At 70.9% G+C, this 23,659-nt stretch carries 25 protein-coding genes and 1 pseudogene; 10 read left to right on the forward strand and 16 right to left on the reverse strand.

All coding sequences use genetic code 11. The features are described from left to right. Positions 1-260 precede the first annotated feature (260 nt). The 5 genes from ABT367_RS25645 to ABT367_RS25665 form a co-directional block, all read right to left on the reverse strand. Entirely contained in the window at positions 261-668 is a 408-nt protein-coding gene (locus ABT367_RS25645) for a DUF2795 domain-containing protein (RefSeq protein ID WP_352255445.1), read from the reverse strand. A gap of 50 nt (positions 669-718) precedes the next feature. Further along, entirely contained in the window at positions 719-1,123 is a 405-nt protein-coding gene (locus ABT367_RS25650; protein WP_352255446.1) for a DUF2267 domain-containing protein, read from the reverse strand. A gap of 191 nt (positions 1,124-1,314) precedes the next feature. Continuing rightward, a complete protein-coding gene (locus ABT367_RS25655; RefSeq protein ID WP_352255447.1) occupies positions 1,315-2,067 on the reverse strand; it encodes a GNAT family N-acetyltransferase in 753 nt (250 codons plus the stop codon). Between the two features lie 118 nt (positions 2,068-2,185). Then, positions 2,186-2,776, reverse strand: a complete 591-nt coding sequence (locus ABT367_RS25660) for a DedA family protein (protein WP_352255448.1) — start codon at positions 2,774-2,776, stop codon at positions 2,186-2,188. Next, the gene (locus tag ABT367_RS25665; RefSeq protein WP_352255449.1) at positions 2,773-2,976 is read right to left on the reverse strand and encodes a hypothetical protein; all 204 of its coding nucleotides are present in this window, start codon (positions 2,974-2,976) and stop codon (positions 2,773-2,775) included. Before ABT367_RS25665 ends, ABT367_RS25660 begins: the two co-directional genes overlap by 4 nt. Before the next feature lie 178 nt (positions 2,977-3,154). Between ABT367_RS25665 and ABT367_RS25670 the strand changes: the two genes are divergently transcribed. Then, positions 3,155-3,490: a cupin domain-containing protein gene (locus tag ABT367_RS25670; RefSeq protein ID WP_352255450.1), complete on the forward strand. Its 336-nt coding sequence runs from the start codon at positions 3,155-3,157 to the stop codon at positions 3,488-3,490. A gap of 68 nt (positions 3,491-3,558) precedes the next feature. On the opposite strand, the gene ABT367_RS25675 is transcribed toward ABT367_RS25670, so the two are convergent. Next, a complete protein-coding gene (locus ABT367_RS25675; RefSeq protein WP_352255451.1) occupies positions 3,559-4,113 on the reverse strand; it encodes a DinB family protein in 555 nt (184 codons plus the stop codon). Positions 4,114-4,314: 201 nt separating this feature from the next. On the opposite strand from ABT367_RS25675, the gene ABT367_RS25680 reads away from it, so the two are divergent. The 3 genes from ABT367_RS25680 to ABT367_RS25690 all read left to right on the forward strand — a co-directional run bounded on the left by ABT367_RS25680 (position 4,315) and on the right by ABT367_RS25690 (position 7,031). Continuing rightward, positions 4,315-4,911: a PadR family transcriptional regulator gene (locus ABT367_RS25680; protein WP_352255452.1), complete on the forward strand. Its 597-nt coding sequence runs from the start codon at positions 4,315-4,317 to the stop codon at positions 4,909-4,911. A 68-nt stretch (positions 4,912-4,979) separates the two neighbouring features. Then, complete coding sequence (locus ABT367_RS25685) at positions 4,980-6,704, forward strand: acyl-CoA dehydrogenase family protein (RefSeq protein WP_352255453.1); 1,725 nt, start codon at positions 4,980-4,982, stop codon at positions 6,702-6,704. 75 nt (positions 6,705-6,779) lie between these two features. Further along, positions 6,780-7,031 carry an EF-hand domain-containing protein gene (locus ABT367_RS25690; RefSeq protein WP_352255454.1) on the forward strand — a complete coding sequence of 84 codons (252 nt, stop codon included), beginning with the start codon at positions 6,780-6,782 and terminating at the stop codon, positions 7,029-7,031. 70 nt (positions 7,032-7,101) lie between these two features. On the opposite strand, the gene ABT367_RS25695 is transcribed toward ABT367_RS25690, so the two are convergent. The 4 genes from ABT367_RS25695 to ABT367_RS25710 form a co-directional block, all read right to left on the reverse strand. After that, entirely contained in the window at positions 7,102-7,506 is a 405-nt protein-coding gene (locus ABT367_RS25695; RefSeq protein ID WP_352255455.1) for an FKBP-type peptidyl-prolyl cis-trans isomerase, read from the reverse strand. Then, complete coding sequence (gene thpR / locus ABT367_RS25700; RefSeq protein WP_352255456.1) at positions 7,503-8,099, reverse strand: RNA 2',3'-cyclic phosphodiesterase; 597 nt, start codon at positions 8,097-8,099, stop codon at positions 7,503-7,505. Before thpR ends, ABT367_RS25695 begins: the two co-directional genes overlap by 4 nt. A gap of 561 nt (positions 8,100-8,660) precedes the next feature. Continuing rightward, entirely contained in the window at positions 8,661-9,068 is a 408-nt protein-coding gene (locus ABT367_RS25705; protein WP_352255457.1) for an FKBP-type peptidyl-prolyl cis-trans isomerase, read from the reverse strand. Positions 9,069-9,463: 395 nt separating this feature from the next. Then, on the reverse strand, positions 9,464-10,555 hold the full coding sequence (locus ABT367_RS25710) for an Lrp/AsnC family transcriptional regulator (RefSeq protein ID WP_352255458.1): 1,092 nt from the start codon (positions 10,553-10,555) through the stop codon (positions 9,464-9,466). Between the two features lie 74 nt (positions 10,556-10,629). On the opposite strand from ABT367_RS25710, the gene ABT367_RS25715 reads away from it, so the two are divergent. The 4 genes from ABT367_RS25715 to ABT367_RS25730 are packed head-to-tail and all read left to right on the forward strand — an operon-like array spanning position 10,630 to position 15,692. Next, positions 10,630-11,880, forward strand: a complete 1,251-nt coding sequence (locus tag ABT367_RS25715) for an MFS transporter (RefSeq protein WP_352255459.1) — start codon at positions 10,630-10,632, stop codon at positions 11,878-11,880. Next, positions 11,877-13,169: an amidohydrolase gene (locus ABT367_RS25720; protein WP_352255460.1), complete on the forward strand. Its 1,293-nt coding sequence runs from the start codon at positions 11,877-11,879 to the stop codon at positions 13,167-13,169. The genes ABT367_RS25715 and ABT367_RS25720 overlap by 4 nt, the downstream gene beginning before the upstream one ends. A 1-nt stretch (position 13,170) precedes the next feature. Next, complete coding sequence (locus tag ABT367_RS25725; protein WP_352255461.1) at positions 13,171-14,118, forward strand: alpha/beta hydrolase; 948 nt, start codon at positions 13,171-13,173, stop codon at positions 14,116-14,118. Between the two features lie 53 nt (positions 14,119-14,171). Continuing rightward, a complete protein-coding gene (locus tag ABT367_RS25730; RefSeq protein ID WP_352255462.1) occupies positions 14,172-15,692 on the forward strand; it encodes an amidase in 1,521 nt (506 codons plus the stop codon). On the opposite strand, the gene exaC is transcribed toward ABT367_RS25730, so the two are convergent. The 3 genes from exaC to ABT367_RS25745 form a co-directional block, all read right to left on the reverse strand. Beyond that, positions 15,689-17,212, reverse strand: coding sequence for an acetaldehyde dehydrogenase ExaC (gene exaC / locus ABT367_RS25735; RefSeq protein ID WP_352255463.1), 1,524 nt, complete (start codon positions 17,210-17,212; stop codon positions 15,689-15,691). The two genes, ABT367_RS25730 and exaC, sit on opposite strands and share 4 nt — an antisense overlap. Positions 17,213-17,266: 54 nt before the next feature. Further along, positions 17,267-18,583 (reverse strand): GAF domain-containing protein, encoded by a 1,317-nt coding sequence (locus ABT367_RS25740; RefSeq protein WP_352255471.1) that lies wholly within the window; start codon positions 18,581-18,583, stop codon positions 17,267-17,269. A gap of 86 nt (positions 18,584-18,669) precedes the next feature. Then, positions 18,670-19,269: an N-acetylmuramoyl-L-alanine amidase gene (locus tag ABT367_RS25745; protein ID WP_352255464.1), complete on the reverse strand. Its 600-nt coding sequence runs from the start codon at positions 19,267-19,269 to the stop codon at positions 18,670-18,672. Between the two features lie 203 nt (positions 19,270-19,472). On the opposite strand from ABT367_RS25745, the gene ABT367_RS25750 reads away from it, so the two are divergent. Then, on the forward strand, positions 19,473-20,441 hold the full coding sequence (locus tag ABT367_RS25750; protein ID WP_352255465.1) for a hypothetical protein: 969 nt from the start codon (positions 19,473-19,475) through the stop codon (positions 20,439-20,441). Positions 20,442-20,476: 35 nt separating this feature from the next. On the opposite strand, the gene ABT367_RS25755 is transcribed toward ABT367_RS25750, so the two are convergent. Beyond that, positions 20,477-21,598, reverse strand: coding sequence for a helix-turn-helix transcriptional regulator (locus tag ABT367_RS25755; protein ID WP_352255466.1), 1,122 nt, complete (start codon positions 21,596-21,598; stop codon positions 20,477-20,479). A 110-nt stretch (positions 21,599-21,708) separates the two neighbouring features. Here ABT367_RS25755 and ABT367_RS25760 point away from each other — a divergent pair, with 110 nt between their 5' ends. Then, a complete protein-coding gene (locus ABT367_RS25760) occupies positions 21,709-22,203 on the forward strand; it encodes a cupin domain-containing protein (RefSeq protein ID WP_352255467.1) in 495 nt (164 codons plus the stop codon). 46 nt (positions 22,204-22,249) lie between these two features. On the opposite strand, the gene ABT367_RS25765 is transcribed toward ABT367_RS25760, so the two are convergent. Together ABT367_RS25765 and ABT367_RS25770 are read right to left on the reverse strand one after the other, a co-directional pair. Next, positions 22,250-23,476 (reverse strand): ROK family transcriptional regulator, encoded by a 1,227-nt coding sequence (locus ABT367_RS25765; protein WP_352255468.1) that lies wholly within the window; start codon positions 23,474-23,476, stop codon positions 22,250-22,252. Between the two features lie 11 nt (positions 23,477-23,487). After that, positions 23,488-23,659, reverse strand: a pseudogene (locus ABT367_RS25770) (xylulokinase); the annotation flags it as partial.

Raw genomic sequence — 23,659 nt, forward strand, 5'->3', positions numbered from 1 at the left:
GCAGCGGTGGAGGCAGCAGAACGGGCGCCGATCGGCGCCCGCCTTCCGTGCAGGGTCGACCTGCGGTGTCCAACACGAGCCCCCCGTCGCCCCGGAACAACGAGCCCCGAACGTGCCTGCGGCCGGGGCGGGTTGGCCTGAGGCGACGGGTCGGTTCCCGACTTGTCACCTTAACCAATCCCGCGCGGCTCGAGGGGCGTTCCGTCCCCCTCGGGGCGGCCGGCCGTTCGTCGGGTCCGAGTGCAGCCGTACGCCGCCGGTCAGGTCTGATCCCCTCCGCGCCCGAGGGCCTGGAGGATGTCGCGCACATTGCCGAACTCCCGCCCGGCGGGCAGCTCCGCGGTCAGGTCGATGAGCCGGTCCGGCGCATGTGTCTCACGCAGTACGTCGAGGACCCTCCCGCGGTCCGCGGGAAAGAGGCTGCGTCCCAGGTGCTGGGCGAGTTCGGTGCGCAGCTCCACATCCGCGGGCGTCATGCCCGGCGGGGTGGAACCCCTGGTGTCCGTACTGGGTGTGCGGTCCGCGCGGGGCTGGTCCTCGCCGGAGGGCTGCAGGTCGAAGTCCTCCTGCGCCCGCGTGGAGTGGCCTCCCTTCAGCTCACCCTGCATCCGCTTCTTGATCTCGTCGTCGCGCAGCGGTCCTGTCTTGTCACGTCCGTGCTGGGTCATGGTCCACCTCGGGAGTGGGGAGTCGTTCGGGGGCCTGTCCTGAGCGCTGGCTAGTCGGTGCTGCCCGCGAAGAGGGCGCCGGCGAGCTCGTCGTCGACCGTGTGCCGCACCTGTGCGGCCAGCATCCCGTCGGTCGCCTCGGTGGCGACCTCGACCACGCACCGGGCCATGTGCATGGCCTTGGGGTAGGTGGTGCCTGCGCGCTGGGCGACCAGGGCGAAGAACTCCTCCTGCCCCATACGGACCCCGGTGAGCGGCTCGGCCGGCGAATAGACGACCCGGCGCAGGTGTTCGCCGATCTCCTGCGGCAGTTGGGCCGCCGTCTTCTCCGCGACCGTGGCGGGCACGCGCTCGGCGAGGGTCTCCAGCGTGGCCCGTGTGGCGCGTTCGGCGGCGCCGCGACTGTCGAGCCGTGCGCGTGCCTGGACCTGTCCGATGAATGCGTCGTGTTGCATGGGGTCTCTCCTGCGTGCGTTCCGTACCCGTGCACCCGACGTACCCGGCAGTGCTTTGAGGACGTACGGCACGTCCGCTCCGCCTGCCCGGCCTTCGGGTCCGGCCCGGGTGCCCGGCGCCGGCACCCCCGAAACAGCCGGCCCCACCCGAAACAGCCGGCCACCCGAAGCAGCCACCCCATGCGGCCGCGTCAGCCGGCGAGAGGCTCCGACCCGGTGTCGCGCAGGGACTGGTGCGGGGACTCGCGCAGCTCGTGCAGGGAACGCTTCTGGCTGCCGTCCTCGTGGAAGTTCTCCGGCGCGAGCCAGGCGCGGAACGCCTCCTGGACCAGGGGCCATTCACCATCGACGATCGAGTACCAGGCGGTGTCGCGGTTGCGGCCCTTGTAGACGAGGGCCTGGCGGAACACGCCCTCGAAGGTGAACCCGAGTCGCTCGGCCGCCTTGCGCGACGGTGCGTTGAGGGCGTCGCACTTCCACTCGTAGCGCCGGTAGCCGAGCCGGTCGAAGGCGTACGCCATGAGCAGGTACTGCGCCTCCGTCGAGATCGGGGTGCGCTGCAGCAGCGGGGAGAACACCACATAGCCCACCTCGACGACACCGTTCTCCGGGTCGTGCCGCATCAGCGACAGGGTGCCGACCGCCCTGCTCGTCGCACGGTCGATCACCGTGTAGTGCAGCGGATCGTCGCTGCGGGCGGCGGCCGTGGCCCAGCGGCGGTAGGCGTCGGCGCTCTCGAAGGGCTCGTCGGGCAGATAGGTCCAGTTCCGGCCGTCGGGCGCGCTCGCGTACGCGGCGTAGAGCTCGTCCGCGTGACGTTCGGGGTCGAGCGGTTCGAGGCGGCAGTACAGGCCGTCCAGAGTGAGCTTCGCGGGCGCGGGACGGGGAGTCCAGCCGGGCAGCGGCTCGCCGATGGGCTGGCTGTATGCGTTCAGATCGACCACGTCATCCACCTGTGCCGGGTGCCTCTCGAGGGGCGCTCGTCGTCCGGGGGCCGGCGGCTGCGGAGCGACGGGCAGTGCTTTCGCGTAAATCTACGCAGGAGCCTCCCGGTGTGCCTGGTCAGCCCCGGGCGGCCTTTCTCCGCCGGTACGCCGAGACACCGGCTGTCAGGGCGAGCAGCGCGCCCAGCGCCACGAGAAGTGCTTCGCCGCCGGGCAGGACCCCGCCGAGGAAGTACCCGCTCAGCGTCAGCGTGGCGGCCCAGACGAGCCCGGCGGCCGACTGCGCCACGGTGAAGACCGCCGCCGGAACCCCGAGCGCCCCGGCGACCCGACCGGACAGCGTCCGCACCACCGGCACGAAGCGTGCCGCGACCACCGCCACCACCGGTCCGTGCCGGTCGAGGAGCTCACGGGCGGCGGCCACCGCGGAAACGACACGCTGCCCCTTCAGCCGGGCGATCAGCGCGGGCCCGGTGCGCCGCCCGATCCAGTAGCTCGTCTCCATGCCCAGGACGGTGCCGCCCGCACCGGACAGGAGCACCCACACGGGATGGAGACCGTGTTCGCCGGCCGCGCAGAGGACCCCCGCCGTGAACAGCACCCCGCCTCCCGGCAGCACCACCCCGAGGAGCGTGCCCGACTCGAGGAAGAGCACGACGAACACGCCGAGCGTGCCGAACGTGGCGAGCAGCGCATGTGCGTCGATCAACGGGGGCCACCCCCTGGCCCTTGGGGCGTGCGGCCGGGCGGGGTCACGATGCCGGTCGGGTACGGGGCGCGCACCGGCCGCCGTACCGCGCGGGGCAGTTGGGTGCGCACCGGTCGCCGTACCGCGCGGGGCAGTTGGGTGCGCACCGGCCGCGGGGTGACCAGGGTCCGGATGTCCGGCACGGAGGTGGGGAGCACCACGACGGACCCTGCGACCCCGCTCAGCACGCGCACAGGCGACCTTCCCGCCGACCTCCCGTTTCCGATCAAGGAACGCACGGATCGGCGGGTGCCGCCACCGGTCCCTGGACGGGGGAGGCGGGAGCGATGTCCTGGGCCGCACGTGCAACCGCCGCCCCGTAGACCTACGGTGAAAGGCATGGACATCGTCTCCCTGGGCCCACTCGCCGACCAACTCCTGGCCGCAGCGCCCGAGGCAACGGGCGACCGCAGCGCCAGAACCGTCTACGGAGGCCACGGACGCGCGCTGGGCCAGACCCTGATCGCGCTCCGTGCGGGGTCGGCCCTCGCCGAGCACCAGAACCCCGGCGACGCGACGGTCCTCGTCGTCCGTGGCCGGATCCGCCTGACGGCGGGGGACCGCTCGTGGGAGGGCAGCCCGTACGACCTGCTGCCCGTGCCGGACGCGGTGCACGGCCTGGAAGCCCTGGAGGACTCGGTCGTCCTGCTCACGGTGGCGCGCCAGCTCGGCTGACCGCTGGTTCGGTTGCGGCTGCGGCTTCGGTAACGTCTCGTCGAGCTCGCCCCTGCGGGAGGCGCGCGTCAGCGGCCCGTCGCGCCGTCGATCAGTTCGCGGATGATGTCCGCGTGCCCGGCATGGCGGCCGGTCTCCTCGATCATGTGGGCCAGGGCCCAACGCGCGCTGGGAGCGGACTTGTTCGGCGTGGGACGCGTCACCGGCGCGGCGAGGTCGGTGCACTCGTCCAGTACCGCGTTCGCCTCCGCGACCGTGGTCCGGTAGCGCGCCACCACCTCGGCGACGCCGTCCGCCGAGGGCGCGTGGAATGTTCCCGGCCAGTCGGCGACCTTCTCGCCGAGGAACGTCGCCCGCTCGACATACGTGAGGTGGTGGAGCAGGCCGAGCAGGTTCGTCCCCGAGGGCACGGCGGCGGTGCGTGCCTCCGGTTCGGGGGCGCCCTCCACCTTCGCGGCGACGGAGTGGCGCAGATAGTCGAGGAAGCCGCGCAGCACCTCGCTCTCGCTGTTCCCGGTCCGGGGCGGCGGGGCGTCACGCCGACGCCGACGTCGTGCTGGGGATGCCGTTGACTTCCGCCCCGTTCCCGCCTGGTCCCGTTCCACCGCGTCCGCGCTGCTCATGAGGGGCTCCTTCTGCCGGGTCTGCGTCCGAGTGTCACCCCCGGTCACCGTGGAGGGCGCGGCTTGTTGCCGTTCCGGCAAAGCGTCGAGTGGACGGTGCCGACCGGCACGGGGCACCTACCGGATCCCGCGGGGTGAGCCGTGTCTCACCGGGGCGGACCGGGGTTGCTATGCAACGAGGTGCATAGCAGGATCGAGGGCATGGCGCTCGACCACGCGATCCTCGTGTCCCTGCTCGAGAAGCCCGGGTCCGGATATGAACTGGCCCGGCGCTTCGAGCGGTCCATCGGATACTTCTGGACCGCCACCCACCAGCAGATCTACCGCGTGCTCAAGCGCATGGAGGGCGAAGGCTGGGTCGATGTCCGCGACGTGCCGCAGCACGGGCGCCCGGACAAGAAGGAGTACTCCGTGGCCGACGCGGGGCGTGCCGCGCTCTCCGCGTGGCTGTCCGCGCCGATCGAGCCCGAGAGCGTACGGCACGATCTCGCCGTGAAGATCCGGGGCGCCGCGTTCGACGATCCCGCGGCCCTGGTCGGCGAGGTCGAGCGGCACCGGCAGGTGCACGAGGACCGTCTGGCCCACTATCTCGCCGGCGAGGCCCGCGATTTCGGCGAGCCGCCGACCGAGGACGGCCCGCCGGCCGAGGACGGGCCCTCGGCCGGGGGCTGGCCGCTCGATGCCGAACGGGAGCTCCAGCACGTGGTGCTGCGCGGCGGCATCGCGTACGAGCGGATGATGATCGTCTGGCTCGACGACGTCCTCGCCACGCTCGCCCGGTTCGAGACCGGGCGCTGAACTCGGCCTCGCCACCGACCACTTCCTCCTGCCACACCACCCTCATCCGATCCGGAAAGGCGGACGTCATGGCCGACGCGCTGCTGTTCAACCCGCACACGTACGACCCCGCGCACTTCGACCCGGAGACGCGCCGGCTGCTGCGCGCCACCGTCGACTGGTTCGAGGCACGCGGCAAGCGCAGGCTCATCGAGGACTACCGCAGCCGTGCCTGGCTCGGTGACTTCCTCGCCTTCGCCGCTGAGGAGGGGCTCTTCGCCACCTTCCTCACGCCGTCCTCGGCCGCCGGCGAGGCGGTGGGCGACAAGCGCTGGGACACCGCCCGCATCGCCGCCCTCAACGAGATCCTCGGCTTCTACGGCCTCGACTACTGGTACGCCTGGCAGGTCACCATCCTGGGCCTCGGCCCGGTCTGGCAGAGCGAGAACCCCGAAGCCCGCGCCCGCGCCGCCGAACTCCTCGCCCAGGGCGAGGTGTTCGCCTTCGGCCTCTCCGAGAAGGCGCATGGCGCCGATATCTACTCCACCGACATGCTCCTGGAGCCGGACGGCCAGGGCGGCTTCCGTGCCACCGGCTCCAAGTACTACATCGGCAACGGCAACGCCGCCGGACTCGTCTCCGTCTTCGGCCGCCGCACCGACATGGAAGGCCCCGACGCCTACGTCTTCTTCGCCGCCGACAGCCGCCACGCGAACTACCACCTGGTCAAGAACGTCGTCGACTCGTCCAAGTACGTCAGCGAGTTCCGGCTCGAGGACTACCCGGTGGCCGCGAAGGACGTGCTGCACACCGGCCGCGCCGCCTTCGACGCCGCCCTGAACACCGTCAACGTCGGCAAGTTCAACCTGTGCACCGCCTCCATCGGCATCTGCGAGCACGCGATGTACGAGGCCGTCACCCACGCGCAGAACCGCATCCTGTACGGCCGTCCTGTCACCGCCTTCCCGCATGTGCGGCGCGAGTTGGCCGACGCGTACGTACGTCTCGTGGGCATGAAGCTCTTCAGCGACCGCGCCGTCGACTACTTCCGCACCGCGGGCCCCGACGACCGCCGCTACCTGCTCTTCAACCCGATGACGAAGATGAAGGTGACCACGGAGGGCGAGAAGGTCATCGACCTCATGTGGGATGTCATCGCCGCCAAGGGCTTCGAGAAGGACAACTACTTCGCCCAGGCCGCCGTGGAGATCCGCGGACTGCCCAAGCTGGAGGGCACGGTCCACGTCAACCTGGCCCTGATCCTCAAGTTCATGCGCAACCACCTCCTCGACCCGGTCGCGTACGAGCCCGTCCCGACCCGCCTCGACGCGGCCGACGACACCTTCCTCTTCGCCCAGGGACCCGCCCGCGGCCTCGGCGCGGTGCGCTTCCACGACTGGCGGCCCGCCTACGACACGTACACCCACCTGCCCAACGTCGCCCGCTTCCGCGAACAGGCCGACGCCCTCTGCGAGTTCGTGCGCACCGCCGCCCCCGACGAGAAGCAGAGCCGCGACCTCGACCTGCTGCTCGCCGTCGGCCAGCTCTTCGCACTCGTCGTGCACGGACAGCTGGTCCTCGAGCAGGCCGCCCTCACCGGTCTCGACGAGGATGTGCTCGACGAGCTGTTCGCCGTCCTCGTCCGCGACTTCTCCGCGCACGCCGTCGAACTGCACGGCAAGGACTCCGCCACCGAGCAGCAGCAGCGCTGGGCACTCGGCGCGGTCCGCCGTCCGGTCGTCGACGGGGCGCGTGCGGAGCGCGTCTGGCAGCGCGTCGAGGCGCTCTCGGGCACCTACGAGATGAAGCCCTGACTCCTTACGGCCGCCCCACAGGGCCGCACATAGGATGCGAGGCCGAAGGTGTCACGACGTAACGGGGACTGTGTGATGAGCGAGAAGGCTCGCAAACTCTTTGACGCACTCGACCTCAACGGTGACGGGCAGCTGACCCGGCACGAGGTGATCACCGCGCTCCGGGACAAGGGACCCACACTCGCCGCCCGCGGGGACCTGCCGTTCTGGGGAGTCCAGGACGCGGAGGCCTCTTCGGCGCTCTTCGACGCCGCGGACAAGAACGGTGACGCCGTGCTGTCCTTCGAGGAGTTCGCCGACGAGGTGAACCGGAAGTTCGGCTGGTAGCACCGCGAAGGGCGCCTTGCGGACCGATGTCCGCAAGGCGCCCTTCGCGCGCTCCTCGTGCCCAGGGGCGCTAGGCGTTGCTCCACCCGGACCTGTTGGAGAACGAGTCGAGCAGGTCCACCACGAAGACGAGCGTCGAGCCCGCCGGGATCAACGGTGAGGGCGACTGATTGCCGTAGCCGAGACGCGGGGGAACGATGATCTCGCGGCGGCCGCCGACCCTCATCCCCTTCACCCCCCGGTCCCAGCCCTTGATGACCCTGCCGCCGCCCAGGGCGAACTTGTACGGCTGTCCCCGGTCCCAGGAGGCGTCGAACTCCTTCCCGGACGCGAAGGTCACCCCGACGTAGTGGACCTTGACCACCATGCCCGGCTTGACCTCGGCCCCGTCCCCGACGACCAGGTCCCGGATGGTCAGCTCGGTGGGAGCGTCACCCTCCGGAACTTCGACCGTGGGCTTCGTCAGTTCACTCATCGCACCTCATTACTGTCGGTGACCAGGGGCCACGCGCCGATGTCCCGATAGCGCCGCGGGCCTGAGTGGCCCCTTACCGTGCTGCCGACCAGGTGCAGGCGTTCGGCCTGCCAGGGGCGCCCCGCGAAGCCGTCGAGACACGCGGCCGCCGCCGGAACGGACGCACTGTCGTAGCGCCGAGCGCGGGCCAGCGTGAGGTGGGGATGCAGCGGACGTGCGACGAAGGTGATGCCGCAGTCCCTGACCCGCGCCCGTACCGCCTCGGCCAACTCGTGCAGTCCGTCGAGATCCCCGCTGACCCCGCTCCACAGCACCCGCTCGTCGAAGTGTCCGCCACCCATCAGCGCGAGTTCGACTGTGGGGCGGGCAGCCGCCAGTTCGGCGAGGGGCGAACGAAGGCCTTGGACGGTCCGCACGGGCAGCTCGCCCAGGAGGGCCAGGGTGATGTGCCAGTCCTCGATGCGGTTCCAGCGCAGATCGGGATGGGCGGCGTAGGCCGGGTCCAGCGCGTGCGCAAGCTCCTTCTTCGCGTCGTCGGGCGGCGCGAGGGCGATGAACGCGTACTGGGTGGCGGTCTGGGGCGGCTCGGTCACGGATGTCTTCTTACCCCATGCGCCCGCGGGGACCGACCGGCACCCTGCGGTGCCTGGAAGAGTGACGCCCCCTCCAAGCACCGCACGTGAGGCTCTAGAAGAACCCGAGCTTGTCCGGGCTGTACGAAACCAGGAGGTTCTTCGTCCTCTGGTGGTACAGCGGACTCTCTGCCGCTGACCCGTGGAGATGGCAATTCGTGAGGCGGTCGGCCGTTGGCCGGTCCGTGAATGGTCCGGATTTCGCGCCCCGAGAGCCGGGCTCATGGTGCACCTGACCGCGTGCGTCGTCCACCTCGCCATCGGCGCCTTCTTGCTGGTGGACGCCTGGCAGGCTGATGAACCCGTCCGCTCCACCCGGCACGGACACGGGCCTGAAGAAGAGCAAAAGGTGAGTACGGACGCGGAAGCCCGGACGTCGGGAGGAGGAATGCGGTCGCCTCGTACCCTTCGGGGGTCAACGAGTTGCAGCGGAACTGTTCGGACGCTGCGGAAGCGGACAGCAGGGGCGGCAGCGAGGAGCGGGAGACGACGCAGCACCTCGCTAGGGAGGGGCGGCCAGAGTCACTTGGCGTTGCTCCACCCGGCCGTGCCGGAAAACGAGTCCAGCAGGTCCACCACGAAGACCAGGGTCGAGCCCGCCGGGATCAAGGGCGAGGGCGACTGATTGCCGTAGCCGAGACGCGGGGGAACGATGATCTCGCGGCGGCCGCCGACCTTCATCCCCCTCACCCCCCGGTCCCAGCCCTTGATGACCTTGCCACTGCCCAGGGCGAACTTGTACGGCTGTCCCCGGTCCCAGGAGGCGTCGAACTCCTTCCCGGACGCGAAGGTCACCCCGACATAGTGGACTCTGACCACCATGCCCGGCTTGACCTCGGCCCCGTCCCCGACGACCAGGTCCCGGATGGTCAGCTCGGTGGGAGCGTCGCCCTCCGGAACATCGACCTCGGGCTTCGTCAGTTCACTCATTGCACCCTCATCGCTCTCCGCCGAATGCCCTCCGCACGGGCCGTCCGGACACATGACACCCCATGCGGCAGACGGACACGCTACGGAGAGTGCCGAATCCGCCGGCAACAGGCCTTGGGCGTGGACGCCGCCTGGGCACAGCCGCTGGTTGCCATGGGGATCAGCCACTGGCATCCGAGGGCTTCTCCATCCTGTGGGTGCGGGTCTCGTTCAGGACTGGGCGGGCGGCCGGGGCGGGCACCGGCGTGGAACGGCGCCTGCACGACGCCGTGCTGCGCTGGCTGGTGGAGACCCACGCTCAACCGGTGCTTCCTGCCGCCGTACGGCGCGCACGGGACGCGAACGGCTCTCGCCAGGCAGGCCGGCGAGAGCGCGAGGCGTGACAGGTGCCGGGGTCACACCTGCGGCAGGGAGAAGGGGACGTGCCCGATGGCGCGGCCGGTCGTGTCGAGGAGTCGGCCCATACGTTTGCGTGTATGGAGGAAGACGGTGCGGTCGCTGACCTTCAGGTGCGGGAAGCGTTCCGCGAGATGGGCTTCGAAGGGGTCGATGGCGTGCAGGCCGCGCAGCCAGACCATGACGAGGAGGTTGTCGGAGCCGCTGACGGACACGGCCAGGCGGACCTCTTCCCGTCGGGCCAGCGCGTTGCCCGTGGCTTCGAGGTGGGTGTGCGGGACCGCGGTGCGGTAGAGCACGACCGTCGAGATCCCGGCGAGGGGATGGGCCAGATCGCAGCGGAAGGTGATGTCCCCGTTTCGGATCATCCGCTGGAGCCGGCGCCGGGCGGTGTGTTCGCTCATGCCGGTTGCGGCGCCCAGGTCGGTGTAGCCGAGGCGTCCGTCGCGGCCGAGGGCTTCCAGGAGGGCCTGGTCCTCGGGCGGCGGTCGATGGTGCATATGGGCGCTGTACGTGACCGGGTGTGAGGTGCGCGGGGCGGAAAGTTCCGCGTCGCCGGACCGTTCCATGGCCCGCATGCGCCAGTCGCCGCCTCCGCTGTACTGCGTGATGCCGAGGCGCGTGCGGGTGGACCGTACGCCTTTCAGGCCGCCGATCAGACCGTGTACCGAGCGGCCGAGGGCGGGCAGGTCGGCCGCGACGACCGACGCCAGGAGATCGAAGTCGCCGGCCGTCTCGTCGACGCTGAAGACCCAGGGCATGTCGGCCAGGGCGGCGCCGGCGGATTCCACGGCCCGGGGCCGGCACCTCACCTCGACGTAGGCGACGGTCGCCGCCTTCGCGGAGTCGTACGCGCTGACCCAGGCCAGTCCGCCCGTGCGCATCCGCTCCCAGTGGCGGGCCGCCGTGGTCGCGTCCACGCCGAGGGCCCTGCCGATCCGGGACCAGGGTGCCCGGGGAGCGGCCTGGAGAGCGTCGACGAGGGCCAGGTCCAACTCGGAGAAGGGGGAACTCGCGTCCGCGGTGCGGGAATCGGGGAGCGGTGCCCGTCCCGAGATGTTTTCCTGCAATTTTCCAGGTATTCCTGTCACGGACCAGATCGTAGGGGCACTTCCGGCCGATTCCCAGCCCCGGCTTCGGCCGCCCGGAGTCGAAGGAGTGCCGCGTGTCTGCTCCGCCCCCGCCGTCCACCCGGAGAACTGTCCGGATCACGATCGTGCTGCTGTTCACCGCCTGGCTGGTCGACTACGCCGACCGCCTCGTCATCAACCTCGCCCTGCCCTCCATCGGCGACGAGTTCGACGTGGGCCGCGGGGAACAGGGCTTGGTCGTCTCGGCGTTCTTCCTCGCCTACGCCCTGTGCCAGATCCCCGGCGGCCTGCTCGCCGACCGGTACGGCGCCCAGCGGATCATGCTCTGGGCCCTGCTGTCCTGGTCCGTGTTCACCGCGCTGACCGGCTTCGCCTGGTCGTTCGTTGTCCTGCTGCTCATGCGGTTCGCGTTCGGCGCCGCCGAAGGCATCTTCCCGCCCGCCTCGATGAAGGTCCTCGTGGAGCGGACGACACCGGCCGAGCGGATGGGCGCCAATGGCGTGATCATGAGCTCGAACGCCCTCGCCGGGGTCCTCACCCCGCTCCTCGTCGCGCCGCTGATCGCCGCTTTCGGCTGGCGTTCGGCGTTCTTCTCGACGGCGGCGCTCGGCATCTTCGTCGTGGTGGCGATACGGGTGTGGCTCCCCGCACCGCTGCCGGTGCTCGAGCCGGAGCCCCGCGTCGACCGGCGGCGCGCCGGGGGCGTCCTGCGCAAGGGTGTGATCTGGCGCTTCAGCACCATGATGTTCGGCTACAGCCTGATCGTGTGGGGTCTCAGCACGTGGATCCCGTCCTATGTGAGCGAGGAGTACGGCGTCTCGCTCGCCTCGACCGGGGCTCTCGTGGCGATTCCCGGCCTTGCCGCGACCGGCGCGATCGTCGTCGGCGGGCGGCTCGCGGACCGCCTCGGCGGCCACCACCGCAGGGTGATCGTGCCCAGTATGACGGTGGCCGCCATCACGTTGTTGTTCATGGTCTTCTCGCCGTCGCTGATCGGTTTCATCGTCTTCGGCACGCTCGCCACGACTGCCGTCTCCCTCTGCTACATGCCGATCCTCGCCGTGCCGCTGAGCGGCCTCGCGGCCGATGACGTCGGCGTGGGCAGCGGAGCGATCGTCTTCGGCGGCCAAGTGGCCGGCATGGTCGCCCCGCCCGTCATCGGCGCGCTCGCCGACGCCTTCTCGTTCAAGGTGGCCTTCGCTTCCCTCGTGCTCGGCGCGGCCATCGCCCTTGTGATGGCGCTGCTCACCCCGCAGGACGCCGCCTCCTTCCGGGCCGCCACCGGCGCGCCCGAACTGCCCACGCCCGCAAAGGAGCACTCATGACCGCCGCCTTGGCCGCGCGCCTGCTGTCCGGCTTCCCGGACCGGCTGCCCGGCCTGCTCGCCCTCTACGAGGACCTGCACGCCCATCCCGAGCTGTCCTTCCAGGAGTTCCGTACGGCGGGAGTCGTCGCCGAACTGCTGCGCGAGCAGGGCTGGGAGGTCACCGAGGGCGTCGGCGGCACCGGCGTCGTCGGGGTCCTGGCCAACGGCGAGGGCCCGGTGGTCCTGCTCCGTGCCGACATGGACGGGCTTCCGGTCGAGGAGCGGACGCAACTCCCGTACGCCTCCCAGGAGACGGCCGTCGACGGCGAGGGCAACAAGGTCCCCGTCATGCATGCCTGCGGCCACGACATGCACGTCACCTGTCTGCTCGGCGTGACCGCCCAACTCGCCGCAGTCCGTGGGGAATGGCACGGCACGGTCGTCGCCGTGTTCCAGCCGGCGGAGGAGGTCGGCGGGGCACCGGCCATGATCGAGGACGGTTTCCTGGAGCGCTTTCCGCGCGCCGATGTCTGCCTCGGCCAGCATGTGTCCCCGGCCCCCGTCGGTCTCGTCGGCACCCGCCCGGGCACGGTGATGGCCGCCTCCGACAGCCTGCGGGTCCGCCTTCACGGCCGCGGCGGACACGGCTCCACGCCGGAGACGACCGTCGATCCGATCGTCATGGCCGCTGCGGTCGTCATGCGGCTGCAGACGGTCGTCTCCCGGGAGGTGGGGGCGGCGCAGACCGCCGTGGTGACCGTAGGTTCGCTGCACGCGGGCACCAAGGAGAACATCATTCCCGACACGGCGGACCTGCGGATCAACATCCGCTCCACGACGCCCGCCGTACGGGAGCGGGTCCTGGCGGCCGTCGAACGGATCGTCCGTGCCGAGGCGGCCGCGTCCGGCGCGCCCAAGGAGCCCGAGATCACCGGGCTCAACGCCTTCCCCGTCACGGTCAACGACACCGCGGCCACCGGCACCGTACTGACCGCGATCGCCGAAGTCCTCGGCGGGGAGCGGGTGTTCACCCTGCCTGAACCCCTCACCGGCAGCGAGGACTTCGGCACCTTCGGCACGGCGCTCGGTGTGCCCTCGGTCTTCTGGCACTTCGGGGGCGGCGACCCGGCCCTCTTCGAGGGCATCGACCCTGACACCTTGCTGACGGACGGGCTGCCGGACACGGTCCCGGCCAACCACTCCCCGCACTTCGCCCCCCTACCCGAACCCACGATTTACACCGGTGTGACGGCGCTGCTCGCGGCAGCCGCGCACTGGTTGTGTGCCGGCGACCGACGGGAGAAGTGACGTGCCCCTGGATCCGGACATCGCGGACTTCCTGCGCAGCCTCCGGCAACTCGACGCCCCTGAACCGGGAGGGAACGCTGCGGCACAAGCCAGAGCGCGGCTGCGTGCGCTGACCGTCGACTCCCGGGTTCCGACGACGCAGCCGGAGGTCGCGACGGTGACCTCGGCGGTGCTGGCGGATTCCGTCCCGGCCCGCGTCTACCGGCCCCATGACGTGACGCCCGCGCCGACGGTGGTGTATCTGCACGGCGGCGGCTGGGTGGCCGGCGACCTCGACACGCACGACGTGCACGCCCGGACGCTGTGCCGCGACCTCGACGCCGTCGTGGTGAGCGTCGACTACCCGCTCGCGCCCGAGCATCCCTTCCCCGCCGCGGTCGACGATGCGTACGCCGCCCTCACCTGGGTCGCGCGGCACGTGGAGGCGTTCGGCGGCGACCCGGCGCGGCTGGCCGTCGGCGGCGACAGCGCGGGGGCGACGCTGTCCGCTGTGTGCGCACAGCAGGCCCACGCCGACGGACTGTCCCTGGCTGCCCAGCTGCTGGTCTACCCCAGCACGGACATGGCCGGCGCGTACCCGTCGCGTACCGAGAACGGCGAAGGCTACTTCCTCACGACCACAGAACTGCACTGGTTCTTCGAGCAGTACCTCGGCGTCAGCCCCGCCGATCCCGCCTCCGCTGCGTACGGCGCCGACCCGCGGGTCGCACCGCTGCGGGCGAAGGACATGTCCGGGCTCGCTCCGGCCGTCGTGGCCACCGCGGAATACGACCCGCTGCGTGACGAGGGAGACGCCTACGCCGAAGCGCTGCGGGACGTCGGCGTACGCGTCGAGCACCGACGGTTCGACGGCCTCGTCCACGGCTTCTACGGCATGGACCACATCAGCCCTGCCGCAGGGGAGGCGACGGCCTGGATCAACACCGCGCTGAAACGACTGCTCGGCTGACAACCCCCGCCCACCCTTGTCCGTGAAATCCCTTTGTCCGTAAGGAAGTCCGCATGTACCCGAACGACGACGGCGCCGATCTCGCCTACCTCAGCGCCACCGAGGCGCGACGGCTCTTCGACGCCCGCGAACTCTCCCCGGTGGAGCTGATGCGCGTCGTCATCGACCGCGCGGAACAGACCGAACCGGTCGTCAACGCCTTCACCGAACAGCTCTACGACGAGGCACTCCAACAGGCCCGGCACGCCGAGGACCGCTTCCTCGGCAAGGGCGGCCTGACGCCGCGCCCGCTCGAAGGCATCCCGGTCGCCACCAAGGAGAAGCACGCCATCGCCGGGCGCTCCCTCACCGAGGGCTCCCTCGTCAATGTCGGCAACACAGCGACCGAGAACGCCCCGGTCATCGACCGGATCCTGGACGCGGGCGGCATCATCCACGCCCGTACAGCCACCCCCGAGTTCTCCATCGCCTCCTTCACCCACAGCCGCCTGTGGGGCGTCACCCGCAATCCGTGGAACCCCGACTTCACCCCCGGCGGCTCGTCCGGCGGCGCCGGCGCCTCCCTCGCCGCCGGTACCGCGCTGCTCGCCTCCGCGTCCGACATCGGCGGCTCGACCCGTATCCCCGCCGCCTTCACCGGCACCGTCGGCTACAAGGCGCCGTACGGCCGGATCCCCGGCGTGGCACCGCTGTCTGCCGACCACTACCGCGGCGACGGCCCCATGGCGCGCACCGTCGACGACTGCATCACCTTCGCCAACGTCCTGGCCGGACCCGACCCGCGCGACCATGTGTCGCTGCGTCCGAAACTCGTGCTGCCGGCCGAGTACGACGCGGTCGCCGGGATGCGCATCGCCCTGTGCCTGCGCCTGGGCGCTTACGACGTGCACCCGGAGATCGAGGCCAACACCCGCGCCGTCGCCCGCGCCCTCACCGACGTGGGAGCGATCGTCGAGGAGATCGAACTCCCGTGGACCAAGGACGACCTCCTCATCAGTGCCGCCGCACACTTCTCCACCATCTTCGGCGCCCTCGTCCGCGAGATCGAAGCCGAGCACCGCGACCGGATGTCGCCGTACGCCGCAGCCTTCGCCGACACCATGGCCATCGCCCGGGAGCAGGTCACCTACCTCGACGGCCTGCGCGTCGAGACCCGGCTGCAGCGCGACCTTGCCGAGGCGATGGCCCCCTTCGACGCCCTGATCTGCCCGACCACGGCCGTCCCCGGGCTGCCCGCCGGGGACGACCTCCTGGGCCGTCTGGTGGTGAACGGTGAGGACCACGGCGAGCCGCTGTGGGCGGCCATGACCTTGCCCTTCAACATCAGCAACCGCTGCCCCGTCCTCAACGTGCCCAGCGGACACTCCAGTTGGGGCCTGCCGACAGGCGTCCAGATCGTCGGCCACACCTTCGACGACCCGACCGTCTTCCGCGTCGGCAAGACCCTGGAACAGCTCCGCCCCTGGTCCTACACCCCGAACCGCCGGCCGACCATCCAGCCGAGGCGCTCGTGCAGTCGGCCATTGGTTGACCGTCGGCCCCTCCTGACCCGGGCACCGGACGTGAGGCTCTAGAAGAACCCAAGCTTCTCCGGACTGTACGAAACCAAGAGGTTCTTCGTCTGCTGGTAGTGGTCCAGCATCATCTTGTGGTTCTCCCGCCCGATCCCCGACTGCTTGTAGCCGCCGAAGGCCGCGTGCGCCGGGTACGCGTGGAAGTTGTTCACCCATACGCGGCCGGCCTGGATCGAACGGCCCGCCCTGTAGGCGGTGTTGATGTCGCGGGTCCACACGCCGGCGCCCAGGCCGTACAGGGTGTCGTTGGCGATCTTGATGGCGTCGTCGTAGTCGTTGAACGACGTGACCGAGACGACCGGGCCGAAGATCTCCTCCTGGAAGATCCGCATCCGGTTGTCGCCCTCGAAGATCGTGGGCTGGACGTAGTAGCCGCCGGCCATGTCGCCGTCGTACTCGATGCGCTGACCGCCGCTGAGCACCTTCGCGCCCTCGCGCTGGCCAATGTCGAGGTAGGAGAGGATCTTCTCCAGCTGGTCGTTGGAGGCCTGAGCGCCGATCATCGTGTCCGTGTCGAGCGGGTGCCCCGTCTTGATCCGTTCGGTGCGGGCGACGGCCGCTTCCAGGAACTCGCTGTAGTGGCCGCGCTGTATGAGGGCACGCGAGGGGCAGGTGCAGACCTCGCCCTGGTTGAGCGCGAACATGGTGAAGCCCTCGAGCGCCTTGTCGCGGAAGGCGTCGTCCTGCGACCAGACGTCGTCGAAGAAGATGTTGGGCGACTTGCCGCCGAGCTCCAGCGTCACGGGTTTGATGTTCTCGGAGGCGTACTGCATGATCAGCCGCCCCGTGGTCGTCTCACCGGTGAAGGCGACCTTGGCGACGCGCGCGCTGGACGCGAGGGGCTTTCCGGCCTCGGCGCCGAAGCCGTTGACGATGTTGACCACGCCCGGCGGCAGCAGGTCCGAGATCAGCGAGAGCCAGTAGTGCACGGACGCCGGGGTCTGCTCGGCCGGCTTGAGCACGACCGCGTTGCCCGCCGCGAGCGCGGGCGCGAGCTTCCAGACGGCCATCAGGATCGGGAAGTTCCACGGGATGATCTGCGCGACCACACCGAGCGGCTCCTGGAAGTGGTACGCGACGGTGTCGCCGTCGATCTCGCTGAGCGATCCCTCCTGCGCACGGATCGCCCCGGCGAAGTAGCGCAGATGGTCGACGGCGAGCGGGATGTCGGCGGCGAGCGTCTCCCGTACCGCCTTGCCGTTCTCCCAGGACTCGGCGACGGCGAGCTTCTCGAGGTTCTGCTCCGTACGGTCGGCGATCTTGTTGAGGATGTTGGCGCGTTCGGTGGGGGAGGTGCGTCCCCACGCGGGCGCGGCGGCGTGTGCGGCGTCGAGGGCACGCTCGACGTCCTCGGCGGTGCCCCGCGCGATCTCCGTGAAGGGCTGTCCGTTGACCGGGCTGGGGTTCTCGAAGTACTGGCCGCGGGCGGGCTTCACATACTCCCCGCCGATGAAGTGCTCATAGCGAGACTGGTAGTCGACGATCGCACCGTCGCTGCCGGGTGCGGCGTAACGGGTCATCTCGGTGGCCTCCCGGTTCCTGCCGCCCGCCGTTGGGCAGCACTGCCGGGAACGCTAGGGACGGGGAGGTTGCAACCACGTTGCGGCCGACTGTTCCCGGTCGAGGGCCCGCACTTCCGCCTGTACGTGGGCCCGCGCCCCGCGCGGCGAGGCCCCCGCAAGCGCCTGCCAGATGTCCAGGTCGTCGCCGCCCCAGGGGCTGCGCACCCAGTCCGTGAGCAGCTGCGGGTCGGCCCGGTCCACCAGCGCGGCCCGCAGCCCCATGTCCAACCGGTCGCGCAGCCGCACGATCTCCGGAGCACAGGAGGACGGCAGCAGCGGACCGTCGTACGCGCCCATCGCACCGGACACCGCGCCGGCGCCGAGCCGCCGCTCCACCAGGAGGAAGTCCGCCTCGACCGGGGTGGTCAGTCGGTAGGGCCGCGACGCGAGCAGCTCGGGTCCCAGGAGGCCGCGCAGCCGCGAGAGTTCGGCGCGCAGCGTGACGGGTGACATGGACTCGTCCTCGTACAGTGCGACGAGCAACTGGTCCCCGGTGAGGCCCTCGGGATGGCGGGCGAGCAGCGCGAGCAGTTCGCTGTGCCGGCGGCTCAGGCGCAGCTTGCGGCCCTGGGCCACGAGCAGCGCCTCGTCCCGGCCGAGCGCGTGCAGCGCGAGGGTCTCGGTGCGCTGCGGTGGCCGTTCCAGGGCCAGTTGGGCCTCGGCGGCGCGGGCCACGGCCTGGACGAAGGCGAGGCTGTGCGGATGGGCGAGCCCGTTGCCGCCGGTGATGTCGACGGCGCCGAGCAGCCGTCCGGTGTGCGGATTGTGGATCGGGGCGGCCGCGCAGGTCCAGGGCTGCACGGGCCGGCTGAAGTGCTCGGCGGCGAACACCTGCACCGGGCGGTCCACCGCGACCGCCGTCCCCGGCGCATTGGTGCCCATGGCGGATTCGGCCCAGCGGGCGCCCGGTACGAAGTTCATCCGCCCGGCGCGCCGCCGCGTCACCGTGTGCCCCTCGACCCACAGCAGCCGCCCCTGCGCGTCGCACACCGCGAGGAGGTGCTCGCCGTCCTTCGCGTACGTGGACACCAGCTCCCGCACCAGCGGCATCACGCGCGCCAGCGGATGGTCCTCGCGATAGGCGCCCAAGTCGCCGTCCACGAGCTCCACTTGAGCCGTGCCGTCCGGGCTGACCCGGGCCCGCGCCGACCGGCGCCATGAGGCGGCGACCTCCGGCCGCACCGGGCGCTCCACCGTGCCCGCCGTGGTGAACACGGCGTGAGCATGCCGCAGTGCACGCGTCCGCTCGGCCGGATCGGTGCCCGGCTCGAGGGCCACCCAGGAATCGCTCAACTCGGCCTCCGCGGCTACCGGTGCGCTTGCGGCCATCGTCACCCCGGGCACGGCAACGGGCAACAGGTCACACCGGGTGAACCCGCAACGGATCGCCGGGCCTGCCGGCAACAGGGCCTGGGCTAGTAGAAGTTGACCATCCGTATGTAGCGCGTCCAGTCCCACAGCGGACCCGGGTCGGTGTGGGTGGCGCCGGGGACCTCGTTGTGGCCGATGATGTGCTCGCGGTCGCGCGGGATGTCGTACGTCGCGCACAGATGCGCGGTCAGGGCCGCCGAGGACTCGTACATCGCGTGTGTGAACCACTTCGGCTGGTCCACCCAGCCCTCGTGCTCGATGCCGATGCTCTGCGTGTTGTACGTCCAGTTGCCCGCGTGCCAGGCGATGTTCCGGTCGCGTACGCACTGCGCGACATTGCCGTCCGCCGAGCGCACCACGTAGTGCGCGGAGACCTGCTTGGCCGGGTTCTGGAAGATCCCGAGCGTATCGGCGTACGTCTCCTGGGTGACGTGGATGACGATGTGCGTCAGCGGATACGTGGTCGGCCGGTTCGAAGCGGTCTGGTTGGAGCTGCTCGCGGGCACCCAGTCCGCGTCGGGGTAGTCGGCGACGGCGGTCGGTCGCGCTGCGGTGGTGCCGCCGGCGAGCAGCGCGGTGGGGACGGCGAGTGCGGCGCCCTGAAGCAGGCGCCGTCTGCTGGGCAGAGCGCGGGCCGGGTCCATGGTGCTCCTTCCACGGTCGATGCGGTCGATGCGATCGGTACGGCCGCGGGCGGTACGTCGGCCCACGCGTGGTGACGACGTTACGGGCAGGGGCAGTTGGGCTGGAAGGGGGCGGGCCGCGCCGTTGACGGGACGCGGGCCGTACCGGACTCTCATCAGGGGATACGTGCACGTAGGGGGATCGGGGGATCATCGTGCGACACATGCGTACTGCTGTGCATACGGGGGCTGTGGTGCTGGCGGGCGTGCTGCTCGCGGCCGGCTGCGGTTCCGGCGGCGGGGACGGAGACGGGGACTGGCTGCGCGATCTGCAGTCCTCAGGAGCGGCGGACGAGCAGCAGCCGCCACCGTCACCGAGCACCACACCGCCGATGAGCGACACCGCGTACGACGCACTGCTCGCCGAGGCGACCGATCCGCTCAACACGGCGCTGGCCGGCATCGGGAAGGCGAAGTCCGACAAGGCGGCCGACGAGGCGTTCACCGCGGCCGTCACGGCGGCGGGCGAAGCGGACACGCTGCTGCGTGAGGTCGACACCCCGGACCGGGCCGATCTGGCGCACCAGGATCTGCTCACCGCGCTCGCCGGTCTCTCCGGACAGCTGGAGAGCGCCCAACAGGGCCGAACCGACGGCACGTTGTGCACCGGCAGGGCGGCGGTCGCGCGCTTCGGCTCGGACAAGGCCCTGGGTACGCTCGACGACGCGGCGGAGGCACTCAGCGCCCTCGGTTACACCCTCGACATCGCCGCCCCGAAACTTCCCGAGGAGACCAGCAAGCGGCTCCCCAACGGCCGGATGGTCAAGGACGGTTCACGGGCCGGCCGGGGCGTGCTGAAGATCGACGGCGGCAGCCAGGACGCCGTGGTGACCTTCGCGCGCGGCGGCAAGGCGGCGTTCTCCGTCTATGTGCGCAAGAACGCCAAGGCCCAGGTGAAGCGCATCTCCGACGGCACATACACGATCTACTTCACCTCCGGCGAGGACTGGAACGGCTCGGCGCGCGGCTTCAACCGCGGCTGCGCGCACGAGAAGTTCGAGAAGAAGGCCCCCTTCAGGACCACGACGACCTCGACCCGGATCACGTACACCATCTTCACGATCGGCCTGAAGACCACGATCGGCGGCAACTCCCCGGTCAGTCCCGTCCCACCCGGCACGATCCCGAAGTAGCCCTGAGGGCCCTGTGCCCGAATGACCTCGCGTGATCAGGCCTTGGGTCCGCCACGGACCGGTTTGCCGTCGACGGTGCGCCGCTCGTTGTCCCGCAGACGGGGTTCGTAGTGGCCGTAGAAGACCTTGGCGACGAGGTCGCGGCGGCTGCGTACGTCCGCCTTGCCGAAGATGCTCTTGAGGTGCTGCCGCACGGTGTGCACGGAGATCACCAGGTCCTCGGCGATCTGCGTGGTGGAACTGCCCTGCAGGACGTGCCGGGTCACCTCCCGCTCGCGTGCGGTGAGGTTGTACGCCGACATCAGCAGCGAGTGGATACGGGCCGGACGGCCCGGCTCGATGATGATCGCGACCCGCGGCGGACCGGCCGACACCAAGCTCGTCCCGTGCAGCACCAGCCAGGTCCCGGAGTTGGACAGGACGCGCGCGACCGCCACCTCGCCCGGCCGCCCCGGTTGCGCGCCGGTGCGCATCGCCCGGCCCGCCAGGGCCGGCACCACCGACGGCAGACGCCCCGCGTCGAAGTCCCCGTCCGGGAGGTCCCGCAGCCAGCGCTCGACCCCGGGAGTGGCGGATTCGATGTCCCAGTCGGCGGTGAGGATCAACAGGCCCGGTGCGTCCGGTCCGTCCGGGTCCGCGGCCTCTCCCACCAGCAGCGCGCGGCGTGCGCCTTCCGCCAGGTGCGGGGCCAGCGCCCGGAGGAAGCTCTTGTCCCTCTCGTCGAACATCGGCTGTCCGGGCTCACGGTAGAGACCGAGCGCTCCCCAGACGTCCCCGGCCTTCGAGCGCAGCCCGGCGATCAGCTCCTGGTCACCGCCGAGGGCGATGTTGCGCTGCCAGCGTGGGCTGTGAGAGGGATCGCCGTCCGTGGCCTCGTGCAGCGTGCTGATGCCCGAGTCCGAAAGCACCACGTCCGCAAGCTGGTTGACGTCGTCGCCGTAGTACTCCTGGGCGAGCCAGTCGGCAGGGAAGGCGGTCATGCCGGGGTGGTAATGGCTGGTGATGAGCAAGGACGCCGGATCGAGGGTGTACCAGCAGGGCACCGAGTAGAACGGCACCGTAGCGGTGATCACCTCGGTCGCCTCCTGCCAGAACGTCACGAGGTCGCCCGGCTGCCGGGACATCCGCGCGATCTTCTCCAGCGCCCGCTCCCTCACACCGCCGACTGTAGGACCGATCGGGGCCTGTGCGGATACCCCAAGTGAGGTATGTCCCGCCGGCCGGCGCGTAGTTAGCGTCATCGGCGACACCTCACCAAGGGGGAGCCATGAGCGAGAAGTCGCAGGTGCGCGTTCTGGGCGCGGACGAGGGCAGGATCATTCCCGGCATCGGCCACGTGGCCAACCGGTTCATGATCGACGGAGCGGAGACCGGTGGACGGTTCGCACTGGTCCAGCATCTCTTCGAACCCAGGGCGCTGGCCGCCCCGATGCACCGGCATCACGACGAGGACGAGTACACCTTCGTCCTCACCGGCACCATCGGCGCGGTCCTCGGCGGCACCGAGGTGTACGCCGGCCCGGGCGACCTGATCTTCAAACCGCGCGGACAGTGGCACACGTTCTGGAACGCCACCGATGAACCCGCGAGCGTTCTGGAGATCATTTCCCAGGCCGGTCTGGAGGACATGTTCAAGTCCTTCGAGCAATTGACCGGTATGCCGACCCCGGAGGCGCTCAAGGAGATGGCCGGCAAGGTCCACGTCGACGTGGACTTCGACAGTACGTTCCCGCTCGTCGAACGCCTGGGCCTCGCCTTCTAGGCGGACGCCGTGGCCGGCCCCCGGAGGAGCCGGCGGCAGCGGGCCTTCAGCGCTGTGCTCCCGCCACCGAAGCCGGATCGTCCAGGACCGCCCGTACCACCGAATGGGCCGCACCCAGCAGCGGGCCTTCCGAGCCGAGCTGCGAGACCGTGACGGTGCCGCCCTTGGGGCGGGCGGGGTCCGCTGTACGGCGGGCCAGTTCGCGCTCCAGTGAGGGCAGCAGCCAGGGGGCCAGGCGCGACAGGGCGCCGCCCAGTACCACTGTCTGCGGGTCGAGCAGGTTGACCGCACCGGACAGCGCGATCCCGAGCGCCGACCCGGCCGCGCGCAGCGCCCGGCGTACCTGCGCGTCCCCGTTCTCGGCGCGGGTGGCGAGCAGGCCGATGCCCCCTTCGCCGTACGGGAGCCCGGCGGCGCGCAGCACCGCCTCCTCGCCGGCGTACTGCTCGAGACAGCCACGCCCGCCGCACGGGCAGGCGGGGCCCTCGGGCCGTACCGGCACATGTCCCAGCTCGCCCGCGAACCCGTGCGTGCCGCGCAGCAGCCGGCCGCCCACGACCACGGCCGCGCCGATACCGATCTCCGCCGAGACATGGACGAAGTCCTGCGGCGCGGGATCGCCGCCGATCCACAGCTCGGCGAGCGCACCGAGATTGGCCTCGTTGTCCACGCTCAGGGGCAGCCCGTCGAGCAGATACGGGCCGAGGTCGAGTTCGCTCCAGCCGAGGTTGGGGGCGCGCACCACCGTGTGCGAGTCGCGGGCGACCAGGCCGGGGACCGCGACCGCGAGCCCTGCGGGGCGCAGGCCCGCGCTGCGGCTAGCGGTGGTCACCTCCCGTACGAGACGCGCGAGTTCCTTGAGGACGGGCTCCGGCGGGCGGCCCCGGTTGTCGCTCTCCAGGGAGGCGCGGGCCCGCACCTTGCCGTGCAGATCGACCGCGCACACGGCGAGATGGTCGACGCCGATCTCCGCGCCGATGCCGACGGGCCCGCGCTCTCCCACGGTCAGGGCGCTGCCGGGGCGGCCCACGGTGCCGGGGCGTTCGGGACCGAGTTCGACGAGCAGGTCCGCGCGGATCAGTTCGTCGACGAGGGTCGAGACGGCCGCGCGGGTCAGTCCGATACGGGTGGCGACGGCGGCGCGCGAGAGCGGGCCGTGGGCGGTGATGGCCTGGAGGACCAGGGAGAGATTGCGGCGGCGGATGCCCTGCTGGGTGTTGGGCAGGAACGCCGGGTCGCCGAAGCCGCCGTTGCCGGGGAGCTCAGTGGTCATGAGGGGGCTCCTCAGAGGGTGGAGGTACGGTCGGCCGCCAGGAGCGGTGTTGCGTCGCCGAGCACTGCGGCGATCCGGGCAAGGCTTGCGTCGTCCCTGGCCGTCGGCTCCAGGACGGGCCCTTCGGCCGTGCCCCAGCGCCGCGCCACCGCCGCCGGGTCCTCGCCGGTCAGCAAGCCCGCG

Origin of the sequence: Streptomyces mesophilus, assembly GCF_040300965.1 — a bacterium.
Classification (GTDB): domain Bacteria; phylum Actinomycetota; class Actinomycetes; order Streptomycetales; family Streptomycetaceae; genus Streptomyces; species Streptomyces mesophilus_A.